This is a genomic window from Leisingera sp. ANG1 (assembly GCF_000203975.2).
In the GTDB taxonomy this organism is placed as follows: Bacteria; Pseudomonadota; Alphaproteobacteria; order Rhodobacterales; family Rhodobacteraceae; genus Leisingera.
Genome location: NZ_AFCF02000006.1, coordinates 300208 through 325759, shown reverse-complemented (window position 1 = coordinate 325759; position 25552 = coordinate 300208). Strand labels below are relative to the sequence as shown.

Annotated in this window: 18 protein-coding genes; 13 read left to right on the top strand and 5 right to left on the bottom strand. The window is 60.2% G+C overall.

What is annotated here, in order from left to right; all coding sequences use genetic code 11:
• Nucleotides 1–23: 23 nt before the first annotated feature.
• From GC1_RS11020 to GC1_RS10995, 6 genes are all read left to right on the top strand, one after another.
• Nucleotides 24–1220, top strand: a complete 1197-nt coding sequence (locus GC1_RS11020) for an endonuclease/exonuclease/phosphatase family protein (RefSeq protein ID WP_019297196.1) — start codon at nucleotides 24–26, stop codon at nucleotides 1218–1220.
• 70 nt (nucleotides 1221–1290) lie between these two features.
• Nucleotides 1291–2082, top strand: a complete 792-nt coding sequence (gene pcaD, locus GC1_RS11015; RefSeq protein ID WP_019297197.1) for a 3-oxoadipate enol-lactonase — start codon at nucleotides 1291–1293, stop codon at nucleotides 2080–2082.
• Complete coding sequence (locus GC1_RS11010) at nucleotides 2075–2785, top strand: alpha/beta fold hydrolase (protein WP_019297198.1); 711 nt, start codon at nucleotides 2075–2077, stop codon at nucleotides 2783–2785. The genes pcaD and GC1_RS11010 overlap by 8 nt, the downstream gene beginning before the upstream one ends.
• Nucleotides 2785–4122, top strand: coding sequence for a lyase family protein (locus GC1_RS11005; RefSeq protein ID WP_019297199.1), 1338 nt, complete (start codon nucleotides 2785–2787; stop codon nucleotides 4120–4122). The genes GC1_RS11010 and GC1_RS11005 overlap by 1 nt, the downstream gene beginning before the upstream one ends.
• 124 nt (nucleotides 4123–4246) lie before the next feature.
• Complete coding sequence (locus GC1_RS11000; RefSeq protein WP_019297200.1) at nucleotides 4247–5353, top strand: Zn-dependent alcohol dehydrogenase; 1107 nt, start codon at nucleotides 4247–4249, stop codon at nucleotides 5351–5353.
• Nucleotides 5354–5541: 188 nt separating this feature from the next.
• Entirely contained in the window at nucleotides 5542–5913 is a 372-nt protein-coding gene (locus GC1_RS10995; RefSeq protein ID WP_019297202.1) for a metalloregulator ArsR/SmtB family transcription factor, read from the top strand.
• Between the two features lie 76 nt (nucleotides 5914–5989).
• Here the strand turns inward: GC1_RS10995 and GC1_RS10990 are convergent, their stop codons facing one another.
• Both GC1_RS10990 and GC1_RS10985 read right to left on the bottom strand, forming a co-directional pair.
• Nucleotides 5990–6841, bottom strand: a complete 852-nt coding sequence (locus tag GC1_RS10990; RefSeq protein WP_019297203.1) for a fumarylacetoacetate hydrolase family protein — start codon at nucleotides 6839–6841, stop codon at nucleotides 5990–5992.
• A 23-nt stretch (nucleotides 6842–6864) separates the two neighbouring features.
• Nucleotides 6865–9906, bottom strand: a complete 3042-nt coding sequence (locus GC1_RS10985; RefSeq protein WP_019297204.1) for an ABC transporter transmembrane domain-containing protein — start codon at nucleotides 9904–9906, stop codon at nucleotides 6865–6867.
• A 151-nt stretch (nucleotides 9907–10057) separates the two neighbouring features.
• On the opposite strand from GC1_RS10985, the gene GC1_RS10980 reads away from it, so the two are divergent.
• Nucleotides 10058–10450, top strand: coding sequence for a DUF3307 domain-containing protein (locus GC1_RS10980; protein ID WP_019297205.1), 393 nt, complete (start codon nucleotides 10058–10060; stop codon nucleotides 10448–10450).
• Between the two features lie 161 nt (nucleotides 10451–10611).
• Here the strand turns inward: GC1_RS10980 and GC1_RS10975 are convergent, their stop codons facing one another.
• Nucleotides 10612–11070 carry an Lrp/AsnC family transcriptional regulator gene (locus GC1_RS10975; protein ID WP_019297206.1) on the bottom strand — a complete coding sequence of 153 codons (459 nt, stop codon included), beginning with the start codon at nucleotides 11068–11070 and terminating at the stop codon, nucleotides 10612–10614.
• Nucleotides 11071–11216: 146 nt separating this feature from the next.
• Between GC1_RS10975 and GC1_RS10970 the strand changes: the two genes are divergently transcribed.
• Nucleotides 11217–14639: an indolepyruvate ferredoxin oxidoreductase family protein gene (locus GC1_RS10970; protein ID WP_019297207.1), complete on the top strand. Its 3423-nt coding sequence runs from the start codon at nucleotides 11217–11219 to the stop codon at nucleotides 14637–14639.
• A 30-nt stretch (nucleotides 14640–14669) separates the two neighbouring features.
• Here the strand turns inward: GC1_RS10970 and GC1_RS10965 are convergent, their stop codons facing one another.
• Complete coding sequence (locus tag GC1_RS10965; protein ID WP_019297208.1) at nucleotides 14670–15335, bottom strand: TetR/AcrR family transcriptional regulator; 666 nt, start codon at nucleotides 15333–15335, stop codon at nucleotides 14670–14672.
• A 423-nt stretch (nucleotides 15336–15758) separates the two neighbouring features.
• Between GC1_RS10965 and GC1_RS10960 the strand changes: the two genes are divergently transcribed.
• Genes GC1_RS10960 through GC1_RS10940 form a run of 5 tightly spaced genes read left to right on the top strand, consistent with a single transcriptional unit; the run spans nucleotide 15759 to nucleotide 22968 of the window.
• Nucleotides 15759–17540 (top strand): ABC transporter ATP-binding protein, encoded by a 1782-nt coding sequence (locus tag GC1_RS10960; protein WP_019297209.1) that lies wholly within the window; start codon nucleotides 15759–15761, stop codon nucleotides 17538–17540.
• Entirely contained in the window at nucleotides 17533–19446 is a 1914-nt protein-coding gene (locus tag GC1_RS10955) for an ABC transporter substrate-binding protein (RefSeq protein ID WP_019297210.1), read from the top strand. The genes GC1_RS10960 and GC1_RS10955 overlap by 8 nt, the downstream gene beginning before the upstream one ends.
• A complete protein-coding gene (locus GC1_RS10950; RefSeq protein ID WP_019297211.1) occupies nucleotides 19446–20474 on the top strand; it encodes an ABC transporter permease in 1029 nt (342 codons plus the stop codon). The genes GC1_RS10955 and GC1_RS10950 overlap by 1 nt, the downstream gene beginning before the upstream one ends.
• Nucleotides 20471–21625: an ABC transporter permease gene (locus tag GC1_RS10945; protein WP_019297212.1), complete on the top strand. Its 1155-nt coding sequence runs from the start codon at nucleotides 20471–20473 to the stop codon at nucleotides 21623–21625. The genes GC1_RS10950 and GC1_RS10945 overlap by 4 nt, the downstream gene beginning before the upstream one ends.
• On the top strand, nucleotides 21622–22968 hold the full coding sequence (locus GC1_RS10940; RefSeq protein WP_019297213.1) for a CoA transferase: 1347 nt from the start codon (nucleotides 21622–21624) through the stop codon (nucleotides 22966–22968). The genes GC1_RS10945 and GC1_RS10940 overlap by 4 nt, the downstream gene beginning before the upstream one ends.
• Nucleotides 22969–23027: 59 nt before the next feature.
• On the opposite strand, the gene GC1_RS10935 is transcribed toward GC1_RS10940, so the two are convergent.
• Entirely contained in the window at nucleotides 23028–25505 is a 2478-nt protein-coding gene (locus GC1_RS10935; RefSeq protein WP_019297214.1) for a mechanosensitive ion channel family protein, read from the bottom strand.
• Nucleotides 25506–25552: the final 47 nt, after the last annotated feature.

Sequence of the window (25552 nt, the reverse complement as noted above, 5' to 3'; positions counted from 1 at the left end):
CGTGGCAGCCAAGGGGACACGTCATGACACGTTTCACCATCGCCTCGTTCAACGTCAAAAACCTGATCGGCCCGGAGCGGGAATACTACCGCTTTCAAACCTATACGCCGGAAGAATACGCTTGGAAGGCCGATTGGATGGCCGACCAGCTGCTGACGCTGAATGCGGATATTGTCGGGTTTCAGGAAGTTTTTGAGGAAGCGCCGCTGCGGCAGGTGATTGCGGAAACGGACCGCCGCGGGGCAGAGGCGAATGCGGCCAGTATTCCGGACACAACCAAACGCTATCACCGCAAGGCGATTTTCCGGAAGCTGGCCTATGGCTCCTATGCCGAGGCAGAGCTGGCTTTTGCCCCCAACCTCAATGACACGGACGAACCGGGCAGACGGCGCCCCGGTCTGGCGGTGCTGTCGCGTTTTGGTTTCGAGGGCGAGCCCGAAGTGATCCAGGATCTCGCGCAGCCGCTGGATATTCCGATGGCCTGCCTGGGCGAAGAAGAAGACGCGGGTTTCTATACCCTGCGCCGTTTGTCGCGCCCGATCCTCAAGGTGCGGGTGCCCGTTGGCGATCAGGTTATCAGCGTCTTCAACTGCCATCTGAAATCAAAACTGGGTGAATACATCAAACCTCAAGGCGCCCCCTACCCGCCCGAAACCGTGCTGACGGCCTATGATGCTGCCGGCCGGGCGATGGGTGCACTGCGCGCGGCCTTGCGGCGGATGGGAGAAGCCTGGGTGCTGCGCCGGGCGGTGCTGGACGAGCTGGAACAGGGTCGGCCGGTGATGGTGCTGGGGGATTTCAATGACGGCGAACATGCGGTCAGCAGCGAGATCATCTCCGGTGAGGTGCCATTCAGGAACTACACCTGGATGCTGCGCCACGATGCACAGCACCCGGGCGACCGCTACAGCGAGGCCGAGGACGCGCAGATCCGCGAGGCCATCGACCGGGTGCGCTTGCGGTCAGCTGAAAAAATGTTCCTGAAAAAATCGTTGCGCGACGTGGTCTACACCACGGCCTTTGGCGGCGTGCATGAAAGCATTGACCAGATCTACATGTCCCGCCATTTCGACCCGGACTGGCGCGGGGCGGTCGGCAAGATGCACTATTACAGCGTCTTCAACGACCATCTGACCGATGGCAGCCACCCGGAGGCGCCGTACAACAAGCTGGCCTCGGACCATGGCCAAATCATGGCCCATATGGAGCTGCACGGCTGAGCCCTGCCGATTGCTTTACCTCCCTGCCCCGGCACAGGTAGACTGCGGCGGAGCAGAAACGAGGTACCCCATGCAGATTGCAGACCTGGGCGATGTCCAGCTTCACTACCGCGTTGACGGTGACGCAGGCGGCGCCCCCATCGTGTTTGCCAACTCGCTCGGCACGGACCTGAGGGTCTGGGATGCTGTGGTAAAGCGGCTTCCGTCAGGCCTGCGCATCATCCGGTATGACAAGCGCGGGCACGGACTGTCCTCCTGCCCATCTGCACCGTACTCGATGGGTGCGCTGGTGCGAGATGCGGAGCGGCTGATGGACCACCTGGAGGTGCGCGACTGCATGTTCGTGGGCCTGTCGATCGGCGGCATGATCGCGCAGGGACTGGCGGTGAAGCGGCTGGACCAGATCCGTGCGCTAGTGCTGTCAAACACCGCCGCCAAGATCGGCACCGCCGAGATGTGGAAAGAGCGCGTCCAGGCCGTTCAAAGAGACGGCATCGAGGCGCTGGCCGATGCAGTGATGGAGCGCTGGTTTGCCCGCGGTTTCCGTGCCACGCCTGAGCTGCAATTGTGGCGCAATATGCTGGTGCAGCAATCGCGCGACGGCTACGCAGGCTGCTGCGCGGCAATTGCGGGCACCGACTTCTATACTCCCACCAGCGGGCTGAGGCTGCCCTGCCTGGGCATCGCAGGATCAGAAGACGGCTCCACCCCGCCCGACCTGGTGCGCGAGACGGTGAACCTGATCCCAGGCAGCCAATTCCACCTGATCCGGCGCGCGGGCCACATTCCCTGTGTCGAGCAGCCGGATGAATACGCTGAGCGCCTGACGGCCTTCCTGAGGGAGACCGGACACATTGGCTGAGTTTCTTCTTGTTCATGGTTCCTGCCACGGCCCCTGGTGCTGGCGCGATGTGATCCCGGCGCTGGAGGCCCGCGGCCACACGGCCCGCACCACGAGCCTGCCCGGCCATGCCGACGGGCGCGATCCCGCAGGGGTCACATTGGCCGAAACGGCAGAGGCAATTGCCGCAGCCTCCACTCCTGACACCCTGATCGTCGGGCATTCCTGGGGCGGTTTTCCCATTTCTGCGGCCGCAGAGGCGCATCCAGAGCGATTGCGCGGGCTGATCTACCTTTGCGCCTATCTGCCGGTCAGCGGCATGTCCCTTATCGGCATGCGCAAGGCAGGGCCCCGGCAGACCCTGGAAGGCGCGACCCGCAAGAACGAGGCAGGCACCGCATACAGCCTGGTGCCGGAGACCACGCCGGACCTGTTCTATCACGACTGTCCGGCCGAAGCGGTGCGCTTTGCCATGGAAAACCTCTGTGCACAGCCAATCCTGCCGCAGGACACGCCGCTCCGCCTGAGCGAACGGTTCGAGGGCATGCCCAAAACCTACATCCGCTGCACCAAAGACCGGGTCATTCCGCCGGAATACCAGGCTCAGATGGCGGCCCGCCTGCCGCCCGGGCGGGCACATGATTTGAACACATCCCATTCGCCCTTCTTCGCCGACCCAGAAGGTCTGGCAGAGCTGATGGGGCAGATTGCAAAGGACTTCTGATGGCAGGTTCTGTCTTTGACAGCCAAATCTATAGCGGCCTATTCAGCAGCGGCGAAGCCAGCCGCCTGTTTTCAGACAGTGCCGAAGTACGCGCCATGCTGCTGGTGGAGGGTGCGCTGGCCAAGGCGCAAGGCGAGGCAGGTGTGATCCCGCAGGAAAGTGCCGCCGCGATCGGACGCGCTGTGGTCGAGATCGCCGTTGACCCGGGCGTGCTTAAACGGCCCGCGGGGCAGAACGGCGTGCCGGTGCCGGGGCTGGTGGCCGCGTTTCGCGAAGAAATGAAGGCGCCCGAGCATGCTCAGTACGTGCATTGGGGCGCGACCTCGCAAGACATCATGGATAGCGCCCTGATGCTACGGCTGCGTCAAGTTCTGGCGCTGGTCGAGGCGGACGTGAAGGCCGCGGTGCTATCGCTTAGCAAACTCGCCAAGATGCATGCGGAGCTGCCGATGGCCGCCCGCACCTACGGGCAGCATGCAACCCCTACCAGCTTCGGCGCGGTGGCGGCGGCTTGGGGCACCCCGCTGCTGAACCTGCTGGAAGAGCTGCCCGGATTGCGGCAATCCTGCCTGATGGTGTCCCTGTCCGGCGCGGCGGGCACGTCCAGCGCGCTGGGAATGAAGGCGGCAGAGGTACGCGCCGCCATGGCAAGGGGGCTGGCCTTGCAGGATCCGGGGCGCAGCTGGCACACCGACCGCACACCGGTGCTGCGCATCGCGGACTGGATGCTCCGCGTGACACTGGCCTTTGGCAAAATCGGCGAAGACTGCACTGCGCTGGCGCAAAGCGGGGTTCAGGAGATTTCGCTCGGCGGAGCCGGCGCCTCTTCCACCATGCCGCAGAAGCAGAACCCGGTGTTCCCCTCGATGCTGGCGGCGCTGGCCCGGCAGGGCAGCGGCTTGTTCTCTGTCCTTCAGGGCGCCTCAATGCAGCAGCATCAGCGCGACGGTGCGGCCTGGTTCACCGAATGGATGTGCCTGCCTCAGATCGTTCTGGGTGCGGCAGCTGCCGCAAGAACCGGAAAGGAGCTGTGCGCGAGCATTGCGCCGCGCGCTGAGGCCATGGCGGCCGCGCTGTCGTCCGGGCTGGGCCTGATCCACGCCGAAGCGCTGAGCTTTATCCTGGCTGGACAAATGCCGCGGCCCGATGCCCAGGCGGCGGTCAAAACCTTGTGCCAGGAGGCTCAGGCCTCGCAAACCCCGCTGCGGGATCTTGTGGCGCGGGACTATCCGGACCTGGATTCGGATGCCTTGTTTGCCCCCGCCAGGCAGATGGGCCATGCCCCCTGGGAGGCCCTTCAGTTCAGCAAGAAAACCGGCAACCTGCGCAATCCCTGACAGGATTGCGCCCGGCAGCGCGCAGGGCGACTTCCGTGACGTTACAACGCGTCCCGCCCTGCACATTCCCGCTTGATGCAACCACCCCGGCGCGTCACCCTGACTGCAAACGGGGAGGATAATCATGCAAACCATCAAAGCCGCTGTCTGCCATGAATTCGGCGCCCCGCTGGTCATCGAGGACGTGCAGCTGGCGCCGCCCGGCACGGGTGAAGTCGAGGTCACGCTGGACGCGGTTGCAATCTGCCACAGTGACATTTCCTTTGCCGAAGGCGCCTGGGGCGGGCATCTGCCTGCGGTTTACGGCCACGAGGCCGCCGGGGTGATCTCCGGGGTCGGTGCAGGCGTGCAGGGTTTCAGCGCTGGCGATTCCGTGGTGGTCACACTGATCCGCAGCTGCGGCACCTGCCCTTCCTGCGCGGGCGGCAAGCCGGTGATCTGCGAAACCCCCTATGACACTGTGAACGGACCACTAAGAACGTCCAGCGGTGAACCGCTGGATCAAGCGATGGCTTGCGGCGCGTTTGCCGAGAAAGTTGTGGTGGACCAGCGTCAGATTGTGAAGATCCCCGCAGACATGAGCAAGGACGCGGCAGCGCTGATTTCCTGCGGGGTGATCACCGGTGTTGGGGCGGCAGTCAATGCCGCCGGGCTGCGCGCAGGCCAGGACGTGGTTGTCATCGGCGCAGGCGGCGTCGGCCTCAATGCCATACAGGGTGCCCGGATCGCCGGCGCCCGCCGCATCGTCGCTGTAGACATGAACCCGGAAAAACTTGAGGCCGCAAAGGAATTCGGCGCGACACATGGGGTTCTTGCAACCGAAGACAAACCCTGGAAGGCCGCCTGGAAAGCTCTGGGCGGGCGCGGCGCGGATGCAGTGCTGGTCACCGTCGGCGCAATACCGGCCTACGACCAGGCGCTCCGCTACCTGACTCGAGGCGGCAAGGCGGTGCTGATCGGAATGCCGCACTCGGGAGCGAAGGCCGTTTACGAACCCGTCGTGCTCGCCGCCTTGGGTCAGGGGCTGATCGGTTCCAAGATGGGCGACACAGTGATCCAACGGGACATTCCCTGGATTGTGGATTTGTATCAACAGGGGCGGCTGAAGCTGGATGAGCTGATTTCCGGCCGCTGGTCGTTGGACCAGATCAACGAAGCGATTGCCGACACGAAGACAGGAAGCGCAAAGCGCAATGTTGTTGTGTTCAGCCGTGGGAGCACCTCTGGCTGACCCCCCAGGATACGGCGGCAAAGCGCTGCAAAAGCCTTGGCACCGCAAATTGCAAGGCTTGCTTCTGCCGCCTTTCCTCATTTTGCGGAGATCGCCTCGGATGGCTTTGCCATGCCGATTGCACGGATGTCACCGGTGGCTCTCCGCCGATCATGGCATGAAACGCAACTGCTGGATGACTTGACCACATGAAGGGGGCAAGCTGCGGGAAAATAATTGCAGGAAATGAAGCAGTGTCCCCGTCAAACAATACCGGCAGCCCGCCGGAAGCAAACATGCAGGAGAGTGCTGCCGCCGCAACGGCCTTCCTCAAGACTCTTGCACATGAAGGAAGGCTAATGATCCTGTGCTACTTGAGTGCAGGGGAAAAATCGGTCAGCGAACTGGAAGCGTTATTGAATATGCGCCAGGCGGCAGTGAGCCAGATGCTGGCCCGGCTGCGGGAAGACGGGCTGGTCAAGCCACGGCGCGAAGGCAAAGCGGTTTACTACTCATTGAACAACGGCAACACGGAAGAGATGATTGCATTGCTATACAAACAGTTCTGCAGCGATACCTAAGCGTAAACTACCGATCCCTATTGAGGCCAAGCGAACAACTCCGGATTTGGTTGGCCGGGAGGTGCCTCAACGCGGTCTACTCCTCGTCAGCTCTGACCCTTTGAATTTGCACTCCTAGCCCTTCGATCTCCAGGCGCATCACATCACCGGGTTTCAGATAGTCCGGTTCGGGCTTGGCCCCCATGCCGACGCCGGGCGGGGTTCCGGTTGCGATCACATCACCCGGATGCAGCGTCATCAGCTGGCTCAGATGCGAAATGATCTGTGCCACAGTGAACACCATTCGACTGGTGCTGCCAGTCTGGCGCCTTTCGCCGTTCACATCACACGTCAGCCACAGGTTCTGCGGGTCTGGCACTTCATCCCGTGTCACAAGCCAAGGGCCTATGGGGCCGAAGGTGTCGCAGCTTTTTCCTTTGGTCCATTGCCCCGTCAGCTTGGTCTGGAAATCCCGCTCTGACACATCGTTGATCACACAATATCCAGCAACATGGTCCAGCGCCTGTTCCTCGGAAACGTACTTAGCTGCGGTGCCGATCACCACGCCCAGTTCCACTTCCCAATCCGCAGCAACTGAACCGCGTGGCAAGATCACATCGTCATTCGCCCCGGCTATCGAAGAGGCGGCCTTGAGGAAGAGGATCGGATGTTCGGGAAGCGCCATCCCCATTTCCTCTGCGTGGTCAGTATAATTAAGGCCGATACCAAGAAATTTTCCCACTTGCCCAACGCAAGACTCCAAGTCCGGTGTTCCTTCGACGACCGGCAGGGTTGCGCTGTCCAGCGCTGCCAGCCTGGCCAGTGTTGCGTCATCCAGCACAGGGCCGGTGATGTCCGGAATATGGGCTGACAGATCCCGGATGGCACCACTGCTGTCCAGAAGTCCTGGCCTTGTCCCTTCGCGCGACCGGTATCGCAGCAGCTTCATTTTTGCCTTCCTTGTTTTGAGGATCAGTTGGAGACGTAACCCGCCACCACCTGCAACAGCTTGAACGCCGTGGAGGCATCGTTTTCGACCACCGCCAGGAATTCTTCCTCACCGATCCGCAAGCAGCGCAAGTCAGTCGTTGCAGTCATGCTCAATGCCCGCGGCTCATGACGGATCAGTCCCAATTCGCCGACCAGTCTTCCCGGGCCCACGGTAGCAATCAGACGATCTTCTTCACCCTCCTGCGGCAAATGCAGCCCGGCTTCGCCCTCCAGGATCATGTAGGCGCCATCGGTTGCCTCGTCGTCTTTTAGAAAGACCACCTCGCCAGCCTTGGCCTCATACCAGCGTGCGCCGAAGGCAAGCAGGCGCAGCTGACGGCGGTTCAGGCCGGAAAACAGCTCTGTCTGCTCCAGCGCCCGCAGCTTGCGCGCCAGATCCTGGCTCGCTGCCCCGTCCGCTGTTGCGGCGGCTTGTGCTTCATCGCTGACCAGTCGGCCTTGGCGCAATTCGTAGAAGACGTCGAATACATCTGGGCTTTGGAAACTGGGTGCCAGGTAAATCAGAGTCGTGTCCGGCAATAGCTTGCGCAGGTTCTTATGAACCGCAACGCGGGTTTCCAGATCATAGCTGGCCATCGCGGAGTCGAGGATCAGGATATCCGGCCGTTTGATCGTTGCCCGGCAGAAAGCAAGCGGCTCGGCGAAACTGGCCGCCAGCCCCTGTCCGCCCACGGCGATCGGCATGTCAAAGATCAGTTCCACCACCTGGTCGCGTAAGTCCTCGCGGACCATCAGATCCGAAACAAGCTTGCGCACCTCGTCTGCCTTGGCCCCGGCCGCGTCGGAAATTTTGCCGAAAAGGGCATTTTCAAGAACTGTCAGACTGGGGGCAAAGGTTTCTTCGCTGAAAGGCACGAACCCGGCGCCCAGCGCCTTGAGCAGGCTGTCGCCGTGGCTGCGGCGGAAGCCAAGGATGCGCTCCTTCATTCCATCCTCGAAGGCCGGGCCGATCTGTTCTGCCGAGATTGTGAAAGGCACGATTAACAGTTGCGCCAATTCCTCCCGGCTGAGCTTGGCGGCATCAGTTGCACCGGGCTTATCAGCCAGCGCAAGTGCGGCCTCATAAGCGTCCACGTCCAGACCCAGCTTGCGGAAAAGCGGGTGGCCAGTGCCGTCCATGCCGAAAATCTGCCGCAGCATTTCGACCACATCGCGGGTCAGTGCTACCAGCCCCTCATCCAGCCCCAGCTGTTTAAGCTGGTCCAGGAATTCTTCCTGCCGGTGCAGCATCTCACCCGTCATAGCTTCCTGCGAAGCTGCGAACAGAAGGTTTTCGGCAACCGGCAAGGCCGGGTTATAGCTTTCCTCGTCCAGAAAATGGACATGCACGTCCAGACCGGCTTCCACGACCGCTTTGCGCACCGCCGGGCGCAGCTTGACCAGCTGCTCAGCCAGGTCCGGGTGCGCCGGCGCTTCGAAATACTGATCAATGCCGCGGCGGAACAGCGCGGTGTCCGAGCCAATGCCTTCGACGAGTTTCAGCCACCATCCGCGAAGCTCGTCCTCACTGGAGAACCCTGCCAGTTCGGGATCCAGCCATGGTGCATCAAATGGGTCCGGGCTGTTGCCGGCAAGCTTCGCGATTTCCAGCTCTTGAAGATTGCGTGCCTCACCCCGCGGGCGCATCCGCATCGGCATCATCACGTTGTCTCCAAAAGACCCCTGAAACAGAACCGGACGCGAAGTGGCGTAGCCGATGCGTGCTGCGACGGTTGCCTGGTGCAGCCCGGCGAGGCTTTCCTCTGCTACCGTCACCGTTCCGGAGGATGGCAGGATTTCACGGGTCAGCAATTCCGCCAGGGCACGCCGGTCTTCCTCGGAAGGTGCCGCAATGCCAACAACCTGCCCAGCGGGGAAAGTGGCGCTCAGCTCTTCCAAAACCAGATTGCCGTCAGTGTCCCGGACACTGACAGAGTCAAGTTTCACATCGCCTTGCAGCCGGCCCAGTTCCTCGGGCTCACCGCAGAGCAGGTTTTCATCGACCATACCCTGAGGTGCAAAGCGCTCCAGAATTACCTCCCAGCGCAGGCTCATGTCCTGGGTCTGATTGTAATAGGCCAGTAGTTCCTTCCACGGCGATGCCAGATCCTTGTAGGCCGCCAGAGCCGCCACCAGCGCGCCCAGCGACACCTTGCCCTGCAAGACCAGATAGCCGCCGACCGCATAGAAGAAAAACGGGGTCAGCTGAGTGATGAAGTTGTTGAGAAACTTCATAAAGAACTTTTTCTGGTAGATCACGAAGCGGATCTCATAAAGCCGCCCCAGCCGGGCGGTGATGATCGCCATCCGGTAGCGCCAGCCGCCGTTGATCCTGAGTGTCGACGCCCCCGCAGCGCTTTCACCGATTTCCGTGGCCAATGCCCGCACCTGCTTGATGCGTTTTTTGTTCAGCAGGTTGATCTGCCGCTGCAGCATCGGGATCAGCCACCCCTGCAGCGGAATCAGCGCAATCGCTGCCATTCCGAACCAGAAGTTCTGCAGAAACAGAAAAAACAGGATTGTCAGCATCTGGCCTGCCTGCAGCACCGGCTGGCTGACCGCATCCCCCATCAGCCCGCCCATCGGCTCTGACTCAGATGTGACCATGGACACCAACTCACCCTGGCTGACCCGTTCAAAATAGGGTTGAGGGAAGCGCAACACACGGGCGATCAACTGATACCGGAAACGGCGCAGCATCCGCTCTGCCAGCACCCCCTTCATGGTATTGATCCGCATTTTCAGCAGGCCGTGGCACAGCACCGATAGCAGGAAAGCCCCGCATAGGATCCAAAGGAAGGTCAGCTGATCGAAACTTTGCCCCAGCACCGTGATGGTTGAGCTTTCGGCGCCGATCGCGTCGTTGATGATCCGTTTGGGGAGTTCCAGCGTCAGGTAAAGCAGCGGAAACAAGCAGGCAGTCACGACAAGCAGTATCAGCTGGTCGCGTTTTGAGTATTTCCAGATGAAGCGGAATAGAGAGCGCTCGATGGGGAAAGCTCCGTAATTGGCGGCATCAGGCAAGGCTGTTCTATGGGTAGCGCGGTTTGACCGGCACAGGCAATGGGCAGAAACCGGCCTTGTCCCGTTACGGAACCTTGCAGCCGCAACATTTGCCAGACGCCAAAAAATCCGTAAGGTTCCAGCCAAGTATACTTTCAGGAGACTTATTGGTTTGCCGGAATATGTCGGATCCGTTCTGCTGCTGCTCTGCGCTTTGCAGGTGAAGCACCTGTTTGCCGACTTTTTCCTGCAGACTCCCAAGATGCTGTCTGGCCGCTGCGCTTATGCGCACATGGGCCGCGCGCAGCATGCCGGTGTTCATATTGTAGGATCCGCCTTGATATTCCTTCTTTTCGGCGCACCAGTGATGTTCATCCTGGTGCTGGCCGCGCTGGAATGGGTGGTCCATTTCCACATCGACTTTGGCAAAGCCCGCTTTTCTGAGCGCAAGAAGCTAAACCCGCAGCAACCAATGTTTTGGCAAGCCATGGGATCGGACCAGGCGCTGCACCAGCTTACCTATATCGCCATGGCCTGGGCATGGGTGAAATACGCTGCAATGTGATAGAAACTCCAGTTTAGGGCCGTACCCTGCCCTGGGTTCTTTTTGCAAAGAAGATGCCAAAAGAATTCTCTGGTGTTCTTCTTTGGAGAAACACTCCTGTCCCTCTTCTCGGCAGACGGCATATCCGCCGGGTGGATAACCATGCGCTGCTAGCGCTTTTTTCAGGGCACTATGGGCTTGTCCCGCTTGATCGTCCGCAGAACGACATTGGTCTGGGCGCTGGCGACCGCAGGCAGCCGGAACAGGAAGCTTTCCAGAAACCGGTTGTAGGCCTCCAGATCCGGGGCTAGCACCCTCAGATGATAGTCCGCCTGGCCAGTCGTGGCGTAGCATTCCTGCACCAACGGGCTGGTTTCCACCGCGCGGATGAACTCCACCAGCTTGTCCGGATCATGCCGTGTCAGATGCACATGCACGATAGCCTGGAATCCGAGCCCCATGGCTGGCGCGTTCACCACGGCACCGTAGCGTTCGATGATCCCTGCCTCTTCAAGCGCTCTCACCCGTCGCCAAAGGGCTGACGGTGACATGCCAACGGCCTCTGCCAGGTCGGCATTGGAGATGCGAGAATCTTCCTGAAGCAGCGTCAGAATCCGGCGGTCGCGGTCGTCGATCTTCATTTTCCGGTCATTTTTTCCACAAAGTAGACGAACTTTGGATAGCACAACCACAAGAGATTGCGAAACCAGTAAATCAGGCAAATCTTTTCAGCCTTCGTGGATTACTTTTCCGGAAAACACATCTTCCGCGCAAGGATTCCGCCGCGATGACCGAGCTGAGCCACGATTTCCGCAGCTACAAGCTGAACGACCGTTACGAGATGACCAAGGGCCGGGTGTTCCTGACCGGCACCCAGGCACTGGCCCGGGTGATGCTGGACCAGGCCCGCCGCGACAAGGAAGCAGGCCTGAACACCGCAGGATTTGTCTCCGGCTACCGCGGCTCGCCGCTCGGCGGGGTCGATCTGGAATTCTGGCGCGCCAAAGAGCGGATGCAGGAGAACCGTATCAAGTTCATGCCTGCCGTTAACGAAGACTTGGGCGCCACTGCCGTTCTGGGTGCTCAGCAGGCCATTCTGGACCCGCACTGCGAGGTCGAGGGCGTGTTTTCAATGTGGTACGGAAAGGGCCCGGGTGTGGACCGGTCCGGCGATGCACTGAAACACGGCAACGCATACGGCTCATCTGCCAGAGGCGGTGTCCTTGTTGTTGCCGGCGATGACCACGGCTGCGTCAGCTCCTCGATGCCACACCAATCAGACGTGGCCTTCATGTCCTGGTTCATGCCGGTACTGAACCCGGCAGATGTGTCCGAATACCTGACCTTTGGCGAATACGGCTTTGCCCTGTCCCGCTACTCAGGCACCTGGGTCGGCTTCAAGGCGGTGTCGGAAACCGTGGAGAGCGCGCGCTCGGTGGAGCTGCAGCCGGACCGAGAATTCATCTACCCGGAGCTGCCGGATTACCCAGGCGGTCTGCATATCCGCCGGGCCGACCTGCCCTCGCCTGAAATCGAAACCCGCATCCACGCCAAGCTGGACGCGGTGCGCGCCTTTGCCGAGGCCAACCCGATCGACAAACGGATCTATGACATCAAGGACGCCCGTTTCGGCTTTGTCTCCACCGGCAAGGGGCATCTGGACCTGATGGAGGCGCTGCGGCTTCTGGGTCTGGACGAGGCCGCCTGCCGCCGCCTGGGTATCGACATCTACAAGGTCGGCATGGTCTGGCCGCTGGACCGCACCGATGCGCTGAAGTTCGTGAAAGGCAAACAGGAAGTGCTGGTTGTCGAAGAAAAACGCGGCATCATCGAAAGCCAGTTCAAGGAAAACTTCTACGACTGGCCCGGCAGCAAGCCGGAGAAGATGGTCGGCAAATACGACAGCCAGGGCGAGCCGCTGATCCCGTGGACCGGTGAGCTGAGTCCGCTGCTGCTGGCGCCCATTGTGGCTGCACGCCTGGACAAGTTTTTTCCGGAAGAGAACCTGCCGGCCAAAGCCGCTGCGCTAACTGCTGAACCGCCGAAAGTGCTGAACGTTCCCGGCGCCACCCGCACGCCCTACTTCTGTTCCGGCTGTCCGCACAACACATCTACCAAGCTGCCGGAAGGATCCAAGGCTTTCTCGGGCATCGGCTGCCATGTAATGGCCAGCTGGATGGACCGCGAAACCGCCGGCTATGCCCAGATGGGCGGTGAAGGCGTGCCGTGGACCGTTACCTCGCAGTTCAATGGAAACAAGCATGTGTTTCAGAACCTCGGCGAAGGCACCTGGTATCACTCCGGCTCGCTGGCGATCCGCCAGGCGGTCGCGGCCGGCATCAACATCACCTACAAGATCCTGTATAACGACGCGGTGGCGATGACCGGCGGCCAGCCGGTGGACGGACCGGTCTCAGTCCATGGCATCGCCCAGACCTGCCGCGCAGAAGGCGTGCAGCGAATTGCCCTGATCTCAGACAACATCGGCAAGTTCAGCCAAGGGGATTTCCCGAGCGGCACCACCTTCCATGACCGTGCGGAACTGGACACGGTGCAGCGTGAGCTGCGCAACATCCCCGGCGTCACCGTACTGATCTACGAGCAGACCTGCGCCACCGAAAAACGCCGCCGCCGCAAGCGCGGCAAGATGGAGGACCCGAAACGGTTTGCCTTCATCAACGACTTGGTCTGTGAGGGTTGCGGCGATTGCTCGGTTGAATCCAACTGCCTGAGCGTGGAGCCAAAGGAGACGCCGTTCGGGCGCAAACGCAAGATCAACCTCTCCACCTGTAACAAGGATTTCTCTTGCCTCAACGGCTTCTGCCCCAGCTTCGTCACCGTCGAGGGCGCAACCCGGCGCAAGAAGAAGCCTGCCGGGCTGGACGCCGCCAAACTAGCGGCCCGGTTGCCCGCCCCGGACCTTCCCTCCCTGGCAGAGCCGTTTGATCTGCTCGTCACCGGGGTGGGCGGCACTGGCGTTGTCACGGTAGGGGCGCTGATCACCATGGCAGCGCATCTGGAGGGCAAGGGATCGAGCGTTCTGGACTTCACCGGGTTTGCGCAAAAATTCGGCACCGTGCTGAGCTACATCCGGCTGTCCAGTTCCCCGGACACGCTGAACCAGGTGCGGATTGATCAGGGCGGCGCGTCTGCCGTCATCGGCTGCGACGTTGTCGTCAGCTCTGCGCCCAAGGCTTCGGTCCACTACCGCCCCGGTACCAAGGTAGTGCTGAACCGGGCGGAAATGCCTACTGGTGATCTGGTTCTGCGCCGCGACGCCGACCTGATGGCTGGGGTCCGTGAAAAAACCATCGCAGAAGCAGTGGGGCCGCAGAACCTGTCTGGTTTCAATGCCAACGAAGCCGCTGAGGCAATGCTCGGAGACGCAGTTTTGGCCAATGTCATGATGCTTGGCTTTGCTTGGCAGAAGGGGCTGGTGCCAGTGAGCGCGGTCGCGCTGGATCAGGCAATTGAGCTGAATGGTGTAGCGATCGAAAAAAACCGCCTCGCTTTCGCCATCGGGCGTGCCATGGCAGCGGACCCGGCGCTGGTGGAGAGCATCTACAAGGAAGCTCCGGAACAGGACGAAACTCTAAAGGAGCTGGTTGACCGGCGCGCTGCCTTCCTGACCGGATATCAGGATACCGCATATGCGTCGCGGTATCAGGACACGCTGGCAAGGTTCCGCGACGCTTTGCCTGCTGAGGTGCAGGAGCAGCTGACGACAGCAGCGGCCCGGTCTTTGTTCAAATTGATGGCCTACAAAGACGAATTCGAAGTTGCGCGTCTGCTGACCAGCGAGAAGTTCCGTCATCAGATCGAAGGCGAATTCGAGGGCGACTTTAAGGTCAACTACCACCTCGCGCCGCCGCTTTTGAGCCGCAGGAAGGATACCCGCGGCCGACCGCTGAAGCGCTCATTCGGCCCCTGGCTGCGCCCAGCCCTGAACCTGCTGGTCAAAGCACGCCGCCTGCGCGGCACCGCTTTCAACGTCTTTGGCTATCATGAGGAAGCCCGCCTGCACCGTGACTTGCTGGGATGGTACGAAGAAGCCCTCCGCTCCGTTGCCACGCGCTACACCCCGAAGACGCATGACGCGTGCATGGAAATCCTGCAGGCACCGATGGAAATCCGCGGTTATGGCCCGGTACGCCTGGAGGCCGCCAAAAAGGTCCGCACAGCAGCAGATGAAGCGCTGCGCGGCCTGTAAGCAAGTCTGTCACAAGCCGGCGTTGGGCTATCAGATATCCCAGTGCTGGCGCGTGAACTCGGTAAAGGCATCCATTTCCTCAGCCAGCGGTTCCCGTCCTGTGAACACCTTAAGATATTCTGGCGTCACTTCCAGACGGTGGGCATGGCTTTCGTTCGGGTCCGCCATGTCGTAGCCCAGTTGCATGTAATACAGCACCTTTGCGCGGGTCATGGCCTCACGCTCTGGGTAGCCATAGCGGGCAAACATCGCTGTTAGCGCCTCAACCCGGCGCCGGTCGGACCGGTCCAGCAGGCTGCGCACCTTGCCGGAGCGGCGCGACCAGTCACGCACCGCAAAATCCAGCGCTGTATTGAACAAGTTGGGATTGGTGATGCAATGGAAAACGTTCAGAACCGCCCCGGTGATGGTCTTGGCCGGCGCCTCCGCCTGACGCACCATGCCCGCTGTATTGGTCTGTTCCCAGGTTTTCAGAAGCGCATCCAGAAGATCCTGGCGCGACTTGAAATACCAATAGAAGGAAGACCGCGAAACCTGCATCCGCTCCGCCAGTGCCAGCACCTTGACCTGTTCCACCCCGTCAGAGATCAGCACATCCATCGCAACGTTCAGCCAATCGTTGCGGGTAACCTTGATATTACCGACCAGCGGCTCGGCCTCCGGGTCATCCCGGTGCAGAACAGGTTTTTGCGCCATGAGCGGCCTTTCAGATCATTTGCGTTTCCGCCACTCTATGCCGGGCCGCCCGTCTGCGCCAACAGAGCAACCCGATATGCCTGAGCTTGCTACCAGGATTGAGTGGCTTCCGCGACACACGCAAAAGCGGCCGGGCTATCAGGCTGTACAGACGGCTCATGCCCGCCTGCACGCCATCGTGACAAATTTTGACCGGTCTCTGGCGCAACATCCTGAATGCCTCCTCAATCGCTTTAAAAGCACGCCTCCAAGCTTGCCGGAGCCTGCAACGCTTTTTACAGCTTGGCAAAATTCCCCTTGCGAAGCCGGCGCCAGGCCAAATGGGGTTTGACTAAACGGCCTTTGGCGCGCGAAGGTGATGAAAAAAACAGGGGAAAACACGATCTCATGAGCGCCTTGAACCAGCTCGGCGGACAAATCTGAATGCGCCCGTTGCTGTCCGTCGAAAACCTCAGCATCGGTTTTGGCAAAGGAGACTCCGTTGTCAAAGACGTGAGCTTTGCTGTCCAGCCAGGGGAAACGCTTGCCCTGGTTGGGGAGAGCGGCTCCGGCAAGACGGTTTCCTGCCGCGCAGTGCTGCGCATACTCCCGAAGGTGGCGCAACTGCGGTCCGGACGGATCCTGCTGGAAACCCGCGGCAAAAAACTGGATTTGGCTTCGCTGGCTGAACGCGAGATGCGTGATGTACGCGGCAATACCATATCGATGATTTTTCAGGAGCCGATGCGGTCCTTGTCGCCTCTGCACCGGATCGGCAACCAGGTGTCCGAGGTTTTGTGGCTGCATGGGCGCAAATCCGAACGCGAGGCGCGTGATGTAGTCCTGGAGTGCTTTGAGCGGGTTGGCTTTCCAGAGCCAGAACGCACCTACCGCTCCTATCCGTTTGAATTGTCCGGCGGCATGCGCCAGCGGGCAATGATCGCCATGGCAATGGTGGCCAAACCGGACCTGCTGATCGCCGACGAACCGACCACCGCGCTCGACGTGACTACGCAGGCTCAGGTTCTGGGACTGATGAAGGACCTGCAGCGCGAAACCGGCATGGCGATGATCCTTGTGACTCATGATCTGGGTGTAGTTGCGAACATGGCCGAGCAGGTGGTGGTCATGCACAAGGGCCGGGTCATGGAATCCGGGCGCGCCGAACCCATGCTGCGGGCACCTGCCCATCCCTACACCAAGGCATTGTTTGATGCCGCACCGGAAATTCCGGATGCCGAAGTCGTCGCAATTCCACCTTCACGTGAAGACCTGATAATGGAGATGAAATCCGTCTCCAAGACTTACACGCTGCGGGCGGGTAAGGGCTGGCAAGCGCCGACCCTGATCCATGCGTGCCGTGAAATTGATCTGCGGGTGACCCGCGGCGAGACACTGGCTATCGTCGGAGAGAGCGGGTCAGGCAAGACCACCGCCGCCCGCATAGCTTTAGGAGCAGAGCCGCCTGATCCCGGCGGTGAGGTGCTGTTCCGGCCCGACCCCAGCTTGCCGCCGGTTACAGTGCATGACATGAACCGGGAGACGCGGACTGCCTTCCAGAAACAGGCCCAGATGGTGTTCCAGGACCCGTACTCATCCCTGTCACCACGGATGCGCATTCAAGACACGCTGATGGAACCGCTGGATATCCATCGCATTGCTTCCCGGGCCGAGCGTCGCGACAAAGCTGCGGAAATGCTGCGCCTAGTAGGTCTGTCGCCCGATATGCTGAAGCGTTACCCGCATGCATTTTCCGGCGGTCAGCGCCAGCGCCTGTCGATTGCGCGCGCCTTGATGCTGGATCCTGCACTGATTGTTTGCGACGAACCGACGTCGGCACTGGATGTCTCTGTTCAGGAACAGATCCTGCGCCTGCTGGAAGAAATCCGTGACCAGCAAAATCTGTCCTATCTCTTCATCAGCCATGACCTTGCTGTCGTGGCACGTATCGCTGATGAGGTTGCGGTAATGCGGCGCGGGCTGATCGTGGAGCAGGCACCGCCGGAAACTTTGTTCTACAATCCTCAGCACCCCTATACCAAGGCGCTGATCGCCGCCCAGCCCGAGCCTGATATCGACCGGCCGATCGACCTGAAGCTGGTGGCTCAGGGGGCGGGCGCACCCGAACATTGGCCCGATGCATTCCGGTTCGACGGCGCTGAAGCCCCGCCCCTGGTGGGATTGAAACACCTGGAACCTGGCCACAAGGTGCGCTGCCATGCTTGATGCCCTGAAACCCGTGCTGGCTGCCGTCTTCTGCATTGCGCCATTGCCCGCGCTAGCGGACATCACGGTGCAGGAAAGCAGTTTCTGGCGCTCCGAGGTTAAGGCAGGGTACCTGCCGCCCGCCGCCAAACGACTGCCCGACGTGCCGCTGGTGGTGGATCTGGCTGCCAAGGGCCGGGAGTTCGGCATTCAGGGCGGAACGCTCAATACAATGGTCACGCGTTCCAAGGACATCCGGCAGATGGTGGTCTACGGATACGCGCGGCTGGCAGGCTACGACGAGAAATACCAGCTAAAGCCGGACATCCTTCTGGGATACGAAAACGAAGGGAACCGCCGCTACACGCTGAAGCTGCGGCCCGGGCATCGCTGGTCCAACGGCGACCCGTTCACTTCTGACGATTTCCGTTACTGGTGGGACGATGTTGCAAATAACGAGCTTTTGAGCCCTGCCGGCCCGCCGGATTTTCTGAGAGTGATGGGAAAGCTGCCGCGGGTGAGTTTCCCTGACGAAACAACGGTAGTCTATGAATGGGACGACCCAAACCCCAGCTTCCTGCATATGCTGGCGCAGGCCCGACCGCCATTTATCTACCGTCCGGCCAAGTACTTGAAGCAATTCCATGCGGACTATGCCGACCCAGCGGTTCTGGAAGAAGAGGTCGATTACGCACGCGTAAAAAGCTGGGCTGCTCTGCACAACAAGTACGACAACATGTACAAGTTCGACAATCACGAGCTTCCGACGCTTCAACCCTGGATCAACGCCTCACCCGGCAAAAAGATCCGCCACCAGTTTGTGCGTAACCCCTATTACCACCGGATCGACAGCCACGGCGTCCAACTGCCCTACATTGACACTGTTGAGATGGAGATCGTCACCTCCGGGCTGGTAGCCGCCAAGTCGAATGCAGGGGAAGCGGATCTGCAGGCCCGCGGGCTGGACTTTCGCGACATTCCCATTCTGCGCAAGGGTGAAAAAGACAACTCCGGCTACAAGACATACCTCTGGGGTAACGGCGCTGCTTCGCAGATCGCCATTTACCCGAACCTGAACACCCGGGACCCTCTCTGGCGTGAAATTTTGCGCGATGTGCGGGTACGGCGCGCCTTGTCCCTTGCAATTAACCGCCGCGCTATCAACCGGGCACTTTACTTCAACTTGGCCAAGCCCGGCGCCATGACGGTGCTGGAACAAAGCGAGTTGTTCGACCCCGCGCTGCGCAATGCATGGGCCGAGTTTAATCCGGAGCAGGCAAACCGCCTGCTGGACGAAGCCGGGTTAACCGAAAAGGATGGTTATGGCATCCGCTATCTTCCCGACGGGCGCCTGATGGAATTGATCGTCGAAACTGCAGGCGAGCGGCAGGAGGTGGAGAACGCTCTGCAGATTATTGCTGATGACTGGCGTGATGTCGGGGTAAAACTCATCATGCGCCCGCTGGACCGCGACATTTTGAGAAACCGGGTCTTTTCCGGCAACTCCATGGCCTCTGCCTGGTTCGGCTGGGACAACGGCCTGCCCCAGTCCTACACGTCACCAGTGTACCTTGCCCCCACAGACCAGGTCTTTTTGTCATGGCCGAAATGGGGTCAGTATTATCAGACCGGCGGCAGCGCAGGGGAGCCGCCAGACATGGAACCGGCCCAGCAGCTGCTTTCCCTCCTGCAGGACTGGGACATGGCCACGACAAAGGATGAGCGCCTCGCAGCCTGGCGCGCCATGCTGCAGATCCACGCCGATCAAGTCTACGCCATCGGTGTGGTTGCCGCCGCACCTCAGCCGGTGGTCGTAAGCAAGCGGCTGCGCAACGTGCCGGAGCAGGCGATTTGGGCCTGGGATCCCGGCGCACATTTCGGCGTCTACCGGCCGGACGAGTTCTACTTCGAGGATGGCTTGGACTGATGGAAATAGTGCGATATGCCATCTACCGCTTTGGCACCATGCTGATGACACTCCTGGTGGTGTCGGTGCTGATTTTTTTCATCATCAACCTGCCGCCCGGCGACTACTTGTCGAACCAGATCGCCGAGTTGCAAGCGACCGGACAGTCCGCGGGCGTTGCCAAGGCGGAATTCCTGCGCAAGGAATATGCGCTCGATAAGCCGCTTTGGCAGCAGTACATGATCTGGATGGGTTTCATGCCGGGGCCGCACGGGTTTTCCGGCATGATCCAGGGCAATTTCGGCTGGTCATTCGAATTTGACAGCCCCGTGGCTGATATCGTTGGCGACAGTTTGTGGCTGACGGTGCTGGTGAACCTGGCCGCGGTGGTCTTTGTCTATGCCGTTGCCCTGCCCCTGGGCGTTCTGGCGGCTGCCCGTGCCCGTACCTGGGTCGACTACACCACAGCCTTTGTCGGCTACCTCGGCCTCGCCACTCCGAACTTTCTGCTGGCCTTGATCCTGTTCTATTACGGACACCGGTGGTTTGACCTGCCGATCGGAGGGCTTATGGCCCCAGAATACGAGGGGATGCCCATGAACTGGGACAAGGTGAAATCCATTCTGGTGCACCTCATTGTTCCGACCTTCGTGATTGGTACTGCCGGCGCATCTGCGATGATGCAGCGGCTGCGCGCCAACATGCTGGATGAGCTGGGTAAGCCTTATGTGGAGACCGCAATTGCCAAGGGTATGGCGCCATCCCGCATGCTGGCAAAGTACCCGCTGCGGGTAGCCTTCAACCCCTTTGTTGCCGACATCGGCAATCTGCTGCCTTCCATGATCTCCGGTTCGGTCCTCGTTTCTGTGGTGCTGGGCCTGCAGACCATAGGCCCGACTCTGCTGACTGCGCTCAAGACCCAGGATATGTTCCTGTCTGGTTTCGTGCTGATGTTCGTCGCGCTGCTCACCCTGATCGGCACCATGATTTCGGATGTGCTGCTGGTGCTGCTTGATCCCAGAATCCGTTACGAAGGGCGCGACGCATGACACATCTGCCCGACGGACGTTTTGTCGATGACGAACCCTTCGACCCCCAGGCCTCGCTGCTGGAGCTGGAGCGCAAGGATCTGGACGCCCCGAACTGGCTGCTGGTCTGGCGCAAGTTCAAGACCCACAAGCTGGGTCTGATTTCCGGCATCTTCCTCTTTGTTGCTTATTTCCTGATCCCCTTTGCCGGCTTTATCGCGCCTTACGGACCCAACCAGCGGTTTTCAGAACACCTCTACTCACCGCCGCAATCGATCAAACTTTTCCACGAGGGCGAGTTTGTCGGCCCCTTCGTCTACCCGATGACCTCTGAGGCCAACCTCGAGACCTTCCAGTGGGAATTCAAGCCGGACACCTCGCGCCCGCTCAAGCTCAAGTTTTTCTGTGAAGGCAGCACCTATAACCTCGCAGGCTTCATAGAAAGCAACCGGCACCTGTTCTGCGCCAGCGAAGAGGCGACAATTTTCATTATGGGCTCCGACCGCCTGGGCCGCGACATCTTCAGCCGCGTTTCCTACGGCGCGCAATTATCCCTGACAGTTGGCCTGATCGGGATTACCGTATCTTTCGTTCTTGGTATCTTCTTCGGCAGTGTCGCCGGGTACTTCGGCGGCCGTGTCGACTGGGCTGTGAACCGGGTGATCGAGATCCTTAGATCGCTGCCTGAACTGCCCTTGTGGCTCGCCCTGTCCGCTGCGGTTCCCTCGAACTGGTCACCGGTTGCGGTGTTTTTCATCATCTCCATCATTCTCGGCATTCTCGACTGGCCTGGACTGGCCCGTTCCGTGCGTGCCAAATTCCTGTCGCTTCGGGAAGAGGAATACGTCCGTGCGGCGGAGATGATGGGTGCCTCTTCCGGGCGGGTGATCCGCAAGCATCTGCTTCCCAACTTCATGTCTCATCTGATCGCCTCGGCCACCTTATCGATCCCGGCAATGATCCTGGGCGAAACCGCATTGTCCTTTCTCGGGCTCGGCTTGCGTGCGCCGGCGGTCAGCTGGGGTGTGATGCTGAATGACGCCCAGAACCTCACTTCTGTCGAGATCTACCCCTGGCTGGCCATTCCGATGTTGCCTATTGTCGTTGTCGTGCTTGCTTTCAATTTCCTTGGCGACGGGCTGCGCGATAGCCTTGATCCCTATCAGCATTGAGCCTGCTAACTGCACTCCCCGCAGCGGACCAATTCCGCCTGACTGGCAGCGGCCAATGGCTCAGTGCCTTTGCGGTCACCGAACTGGCTAACGCCTCGATCGCGGCGGTTGGGCTGGAACTGGCCAGGCTGATAGAAGTGCTCAACCTTGCTCCGTCTGCGCCGGAAGTCACGGTTGATCAGCGCTTGGCCGCGCTCTGGTTCGGCTACAGTTTCCGGCCTGAGGGCTGGGAGCTGCCAAACCTTTGGGACGCAATAGCAGGCGTATACGAAACACAGGACGGTTGGATCCGCTTGCATACCAACTTGCCGCATCACCGCCAGGCCGCGCTGCAAGTGCTTGGCTGCGCAGGCACGCGGAAGGCCGTGACCGCTGCGGTTAGGCACTGGCAGGCTGACAGCCTGGAGAGCGCAACCGTGGCTGCAGGCGGCGTGGCCGCCGCAATGCGCAGCCGCTCGGAGTGGCGGCAACACCCTCAAGGCCGCGCCGTGGCGGCAGAGCCGCTGACTCACTGGATTTCCCCCCGGCCCATCCATCTGAGAGACCGGCCGCAGGCAACTGCAGAACGCCCGCTTGCCGGTTTGCGGTTGCTCGATCTGACGCGCGTTATTGCCGGGCCCGTCTCCACTCGAACTCTGGCCGGTTTTGGTGCTGATGTACTGCGCATCGACCCGCCCGGCTGGGACGAACCCGGTGTGATCACCGATGTTTCGCTAGGCAAACACATGGCCGCGCTTGACCTGACCAAAGGCGAAGACCGGCTGGTTTTCGAAACCTTGCTTGCGCAGGCTGATGTGATTGCGCACGGCTACAGGCCCGGCGCGCTGGACAACTTAGGATATGACGCAGACACACGCCGGCAGCTTGCACCCGGCGCAGTAGAGGTGTCACTGGATGCCTATGGATGGACCGGTCCTTGGTCCGCGCGGCGCGGATTTGACAGTCTGGTGCAAATGAGCGCTGGCATCGCCGATGCAGGCCGCGACTGGGCTGGGTCCGGCACCCCCCACCCTTTACCGGTACAGGCGCTGGACCATGCAACCGGATACCTTATGGCCGCTGCAGTGTTGTCCGCACTTACAGCCGCGGCGCGGGGTGCGGCAGTCCCTTCCGCCCGGCTGTCCCTTGCCCGGACGGCAGAATTGCTTGCAGGGATGGAAAAGTCTGCCAATGGCCCGGATATTGGCGGGCCGGGAGATGGAGATTATTCACAGCTTATTGAACGCAGCGGCTGGGGACCAGGACACCGGCTTGCAGCTCCGCTCAGCCTAAACGGAACGGCAATGAACTGGGACCTGCCCGCCGCCCGCTGCGGCAGCAGCCCTGCCTGCTGGCCTGACTAACAAGCTTACCGCATTGCGCGGCTGAAAGGGGGCACAAGGGCACACACGCGCACTGATGCTCAGCGGTCATCGCCGTCAGGTCCGCCCATGTCTTCCAGCATGTCTTCATCTATGGCGGCCTGCACAGCACCAAGCGCGGCGTCCTTCTGTTTAGGCGTCGCCCCTTCCGCCTGATCCGGGGCCAGACGCACCGTGACCTCACGGTGGGCAAACTTGACGCCTTCCCGCGCGAACAGCTCGCGGATTTCCTGGTACACCCGCTTGCGCACAATCCACTGATCCCCCGGCTTGGTCATGAATTTCACACGAATGATCATTGCCGAGTCTTGCATCTCGATCACACCCTGGGACTTCAGGGGCTGAATGAACGTATGCCCGACAACCGGATCATCCATTAGGGTCTGGCCCAGCTTCTTGATCAGCTTGCGGACCTTTTCCACGTCGGTGTCATAGGTAACCCGCAGCGGCAATTTCATCATCACCCAGTCACGGGAGTAATTGGTCAGAACCTTGATCTCTCCAAACGGAATTGTATGCAGCGCGCCAAGGTGATGGCGCAGCTGGAAGGAACGGACTGAAATTTTCTCAACAGTGCCTTTTACATCTCCGATGTCGATGTATTCGCCTTTGCGGAATGCATCATCGATGAGGAAAAAAGCACCGGAGAAAATGTCCCTCACAAGGGTCTGGGAACCAAAGCCTACCGCCAATCCGACCACGCCGGCACCTGCAAACAGCGGGCTGACATTGATTCCAAGTTCCAACAGCAGGATGAGAACGATGGAAACCAGAACCACGGCCAGAATTGCTCCGCGGAACAGAGGCAGCAATGTGGCCAACCGACTGGCGCCCCCCGCACCGCCTTCATCGCCGAGTTCGGCCACAGGAATGTCGCCAACCTCCTCATCAATCTTGCTGTCGATCCAAATCCGGAACAGGTGATAGACGATATACCCTATAAACAGAATGACGGTTACATCCACCATGCGCTCGGCAGCAGTAGTGCTCAGCCAGCTTGCATCAGGGCTCCAGACAATGAGCAGCGAGTAGGCACCGACAACAAAAGCCAGGATGCCCGCAACCCGGCGAGCCAAGTCTTCGTAGGTGGCAATCGGGTGTACCACCTGCTCGGAGATCTCATCTTCGTTATCGAATCCACCAGACTCATCAGGTGCAGCATCCGGCATTGCCGCAACTCGTTCTGCTCCTTCGGCGCCAAGCGGGTCTGACTGCTCCGGCGATCCATCTTCAGCAGTTGCAATCACATTAGCTGGAGCTGCAGGTCCTGTTTCTAGAACGGCAGGCTCAGGTTGCTCAGCGGTTTCCAGGGCCTCTGACATGGCATGGGTCTGGTATGCTCGGCGAAAATACCGCTCGATCAGATAGTTTATCGCTCCGTAAACAACCAGAATTGTGGTCAGGACGAAATAGCTGCCCGCCATCAGAGGGATAGAAACCTCGTGTTCCAGCACAAGGTCAAAGGCCAGCTTGAGCCAGCCAAACACCATGTAGATCATTAATCCCGGCGCCCAGGCCACAGCAAGGAAGCGCACCAGCCAAGAGCAATCTTCAGGCATCCGGCCAGCCCGGATGGCATTGGAAATCGCACGCCCATTGACCAGAACCATCAAGAGGTTGCCCAGCGTCCCGACCAGTGCAAGCACTCCATAAACAAGCGCATAAACGTTGTAGTTCAGCCCGAAATCCCCGACCCAGGTTGCAAAGAGCGTCGACGAAATGTCGTATGTCGCCAGCAAAGACGCCCAAATATACAGCCGCTTGGCGTCCCTGTCGGAGAAAACCGGGATGCGGTATTGCGCCAGAAAGGGTGAAAGAACCATCCGCCACAAGTCTGAGACGGTCCTGGCCAAAAAGTAGGCCGTGTAAATCGCTGTGACAGTGAACTCGATAGATGGATCGCCTGAGGAACCAAAGACCAGATGCGAAATCAAAGCTGCGAAGATCATTGCAAAAATCGTCGCGCCGATTCCCATCAGGAAGCGGAATACCAGAAAAGGCATCTTATCCTGGTAGCCTTCAGGAGTTGCTTGGATCCGAGCAACCACAAACCTTTTTGCAAAGCGTTTGCCATAGATCTCCACCGACAGCCAGCGGCCAACCAGCAGGAACAGCACACTCCAGCCCAGCACCTCTACATATGTCATGATGCGCCCATCCGGGCTGGTCTGGCGCAGAATGTACTGCATTTCGAACACTGAGTAAGGCAGCGCTTCCAGGCGGCTGTTCAGTTCCGCACGAAAAGCCGCAACCCTGGACTGTGCTTTCATTAGCGCGGAAGGCTGCTCCATCACATCCGTGCTGGTTTCGCCGGTTTGCGGCCCCGCTTCCGGCGGCGCATTGAGCAACCGCCCGCTGCTGTCCACAACCAGCACACTGACACCGTTTTCAGCGGCCTGCTCTATCGCCTGGGACAGTGCCTCAGCTCCGCTTGCGTCACTTTCCTGGGCGCTGGTGTGAGCTGTCAGCCCGAAACCCAGCAGCAAGCAGAGCAAAAATCGAAACAGGGCATGCAGCATCTCGGGCTATCCTTATGGAAACTTGAGCCAAATTAACCATCTGCCGG

What these genes read in the sequence shown, in the direction of transcription:
- GC1_RS11020 (WP_019297196.1), top strand. Translation starts at nt 24, where the DNA reads ATGACACGTTTCACCATCGCCTCGTTCAACGTCAAAAACCTGATCGGC.
- pcaD (WP_019297197.1), top strand. Translation starts at nt 1,291, where the DNA reads ATGCAGATTGCAGACCTGGGCGATGTCCAGCTTCACTACCGCGTTGAC.
- GC1_RS11005 (WP_019297199.1), top strand. Translation starts at nt 2,785, where the DNA reads ATGGCAGGTTCTGTCTTTGACAGCCAAATCTATAGCGGCCTATTCAGC.
- GC1_RS11000 (WP_019297200.1), top strand. Translation starts at nt 4,247, where the DNA reads ATGCAAACCATCAAAGCCGCTGTCTGCCATGAATTCGGCGCCCCGCTG.
- GC1_RS10995 (WP_019297202.1), top strand. Translation starts at nt 5,542, where the DNA reads ATGAAGGGGGCAAGCTGCGGGAAAATAATTGCAGGAAATGAAGCAGTG.
- GC1_RS10990 (WP_019297203.1), bottom strand. Translation starts at nt 6,841, where the DNA reads ATGAAGCTGCTGCGATACCGGTCGCGCGAAGGGACAAGGCCAGGACTT.
- GC1_RS10975 (WP_019297206.1), bottom strand. Translation starts at nt 11,070, where the DNA reads ATGAAGATCGACGACCGCGACCGCCGGATTCTGACGCTGCTTCAGGAA.
- GC1_RS10970 (WP_019297207.1), top strand. Translation starts at nt 11,217, where the DNA reads ATGACCGAGCTGAGCCACGATTTCCGCAGCTACAAGCTGAACGACCGT.
- GC1_RS10965 (WP_019297208.1), bottom strand. Translation starts at nt 15,335, where the DNA reads ATGGCGCAAAAACCTGTTCTGCACCGGGATGACCCGGAGGCCGAGCCG.
- GC1_RS10960 (WP_019297209.1), top strand. Translation starts at nt 15,759, where the DNA reads ATGCGCCCGTTGCTGTCCGTCGAAAACCTCAGCATCGGTTTTGGCAAA.
- GC1_RS10955 (WP_019297210.1), top strand. Translation starts at nt 17,533, where the DNA reads ATGCTTGATGCCCTGAAACCCGTGCTGGCTGCCGTCTTCTGCATTGCG.
- GC1_RS10950 (WP_019297211.1), top strand. Translation starts at nt 19,446, where the DNA reads ATGGAAATAGTGCGATATGCCATCTACCGCTTTGGCACCATGCTGATG.
- GC1_RS10945 (WP_019297212.1), top strand. Translation starts at nt 20,471, where the DNA reads ATGACACATCTGCCCGACGGACGTTTTGTCGATGACGAACCCTTCGAC.
- GC1_RS10935 (WP_019297214.1), bottom strand. Translation starts at nt 25,505, where the DNA reads ATGCTGCATGCCCTGTTTCGATTTTTGCTCTGCTTGCTGCTGGGTTTC.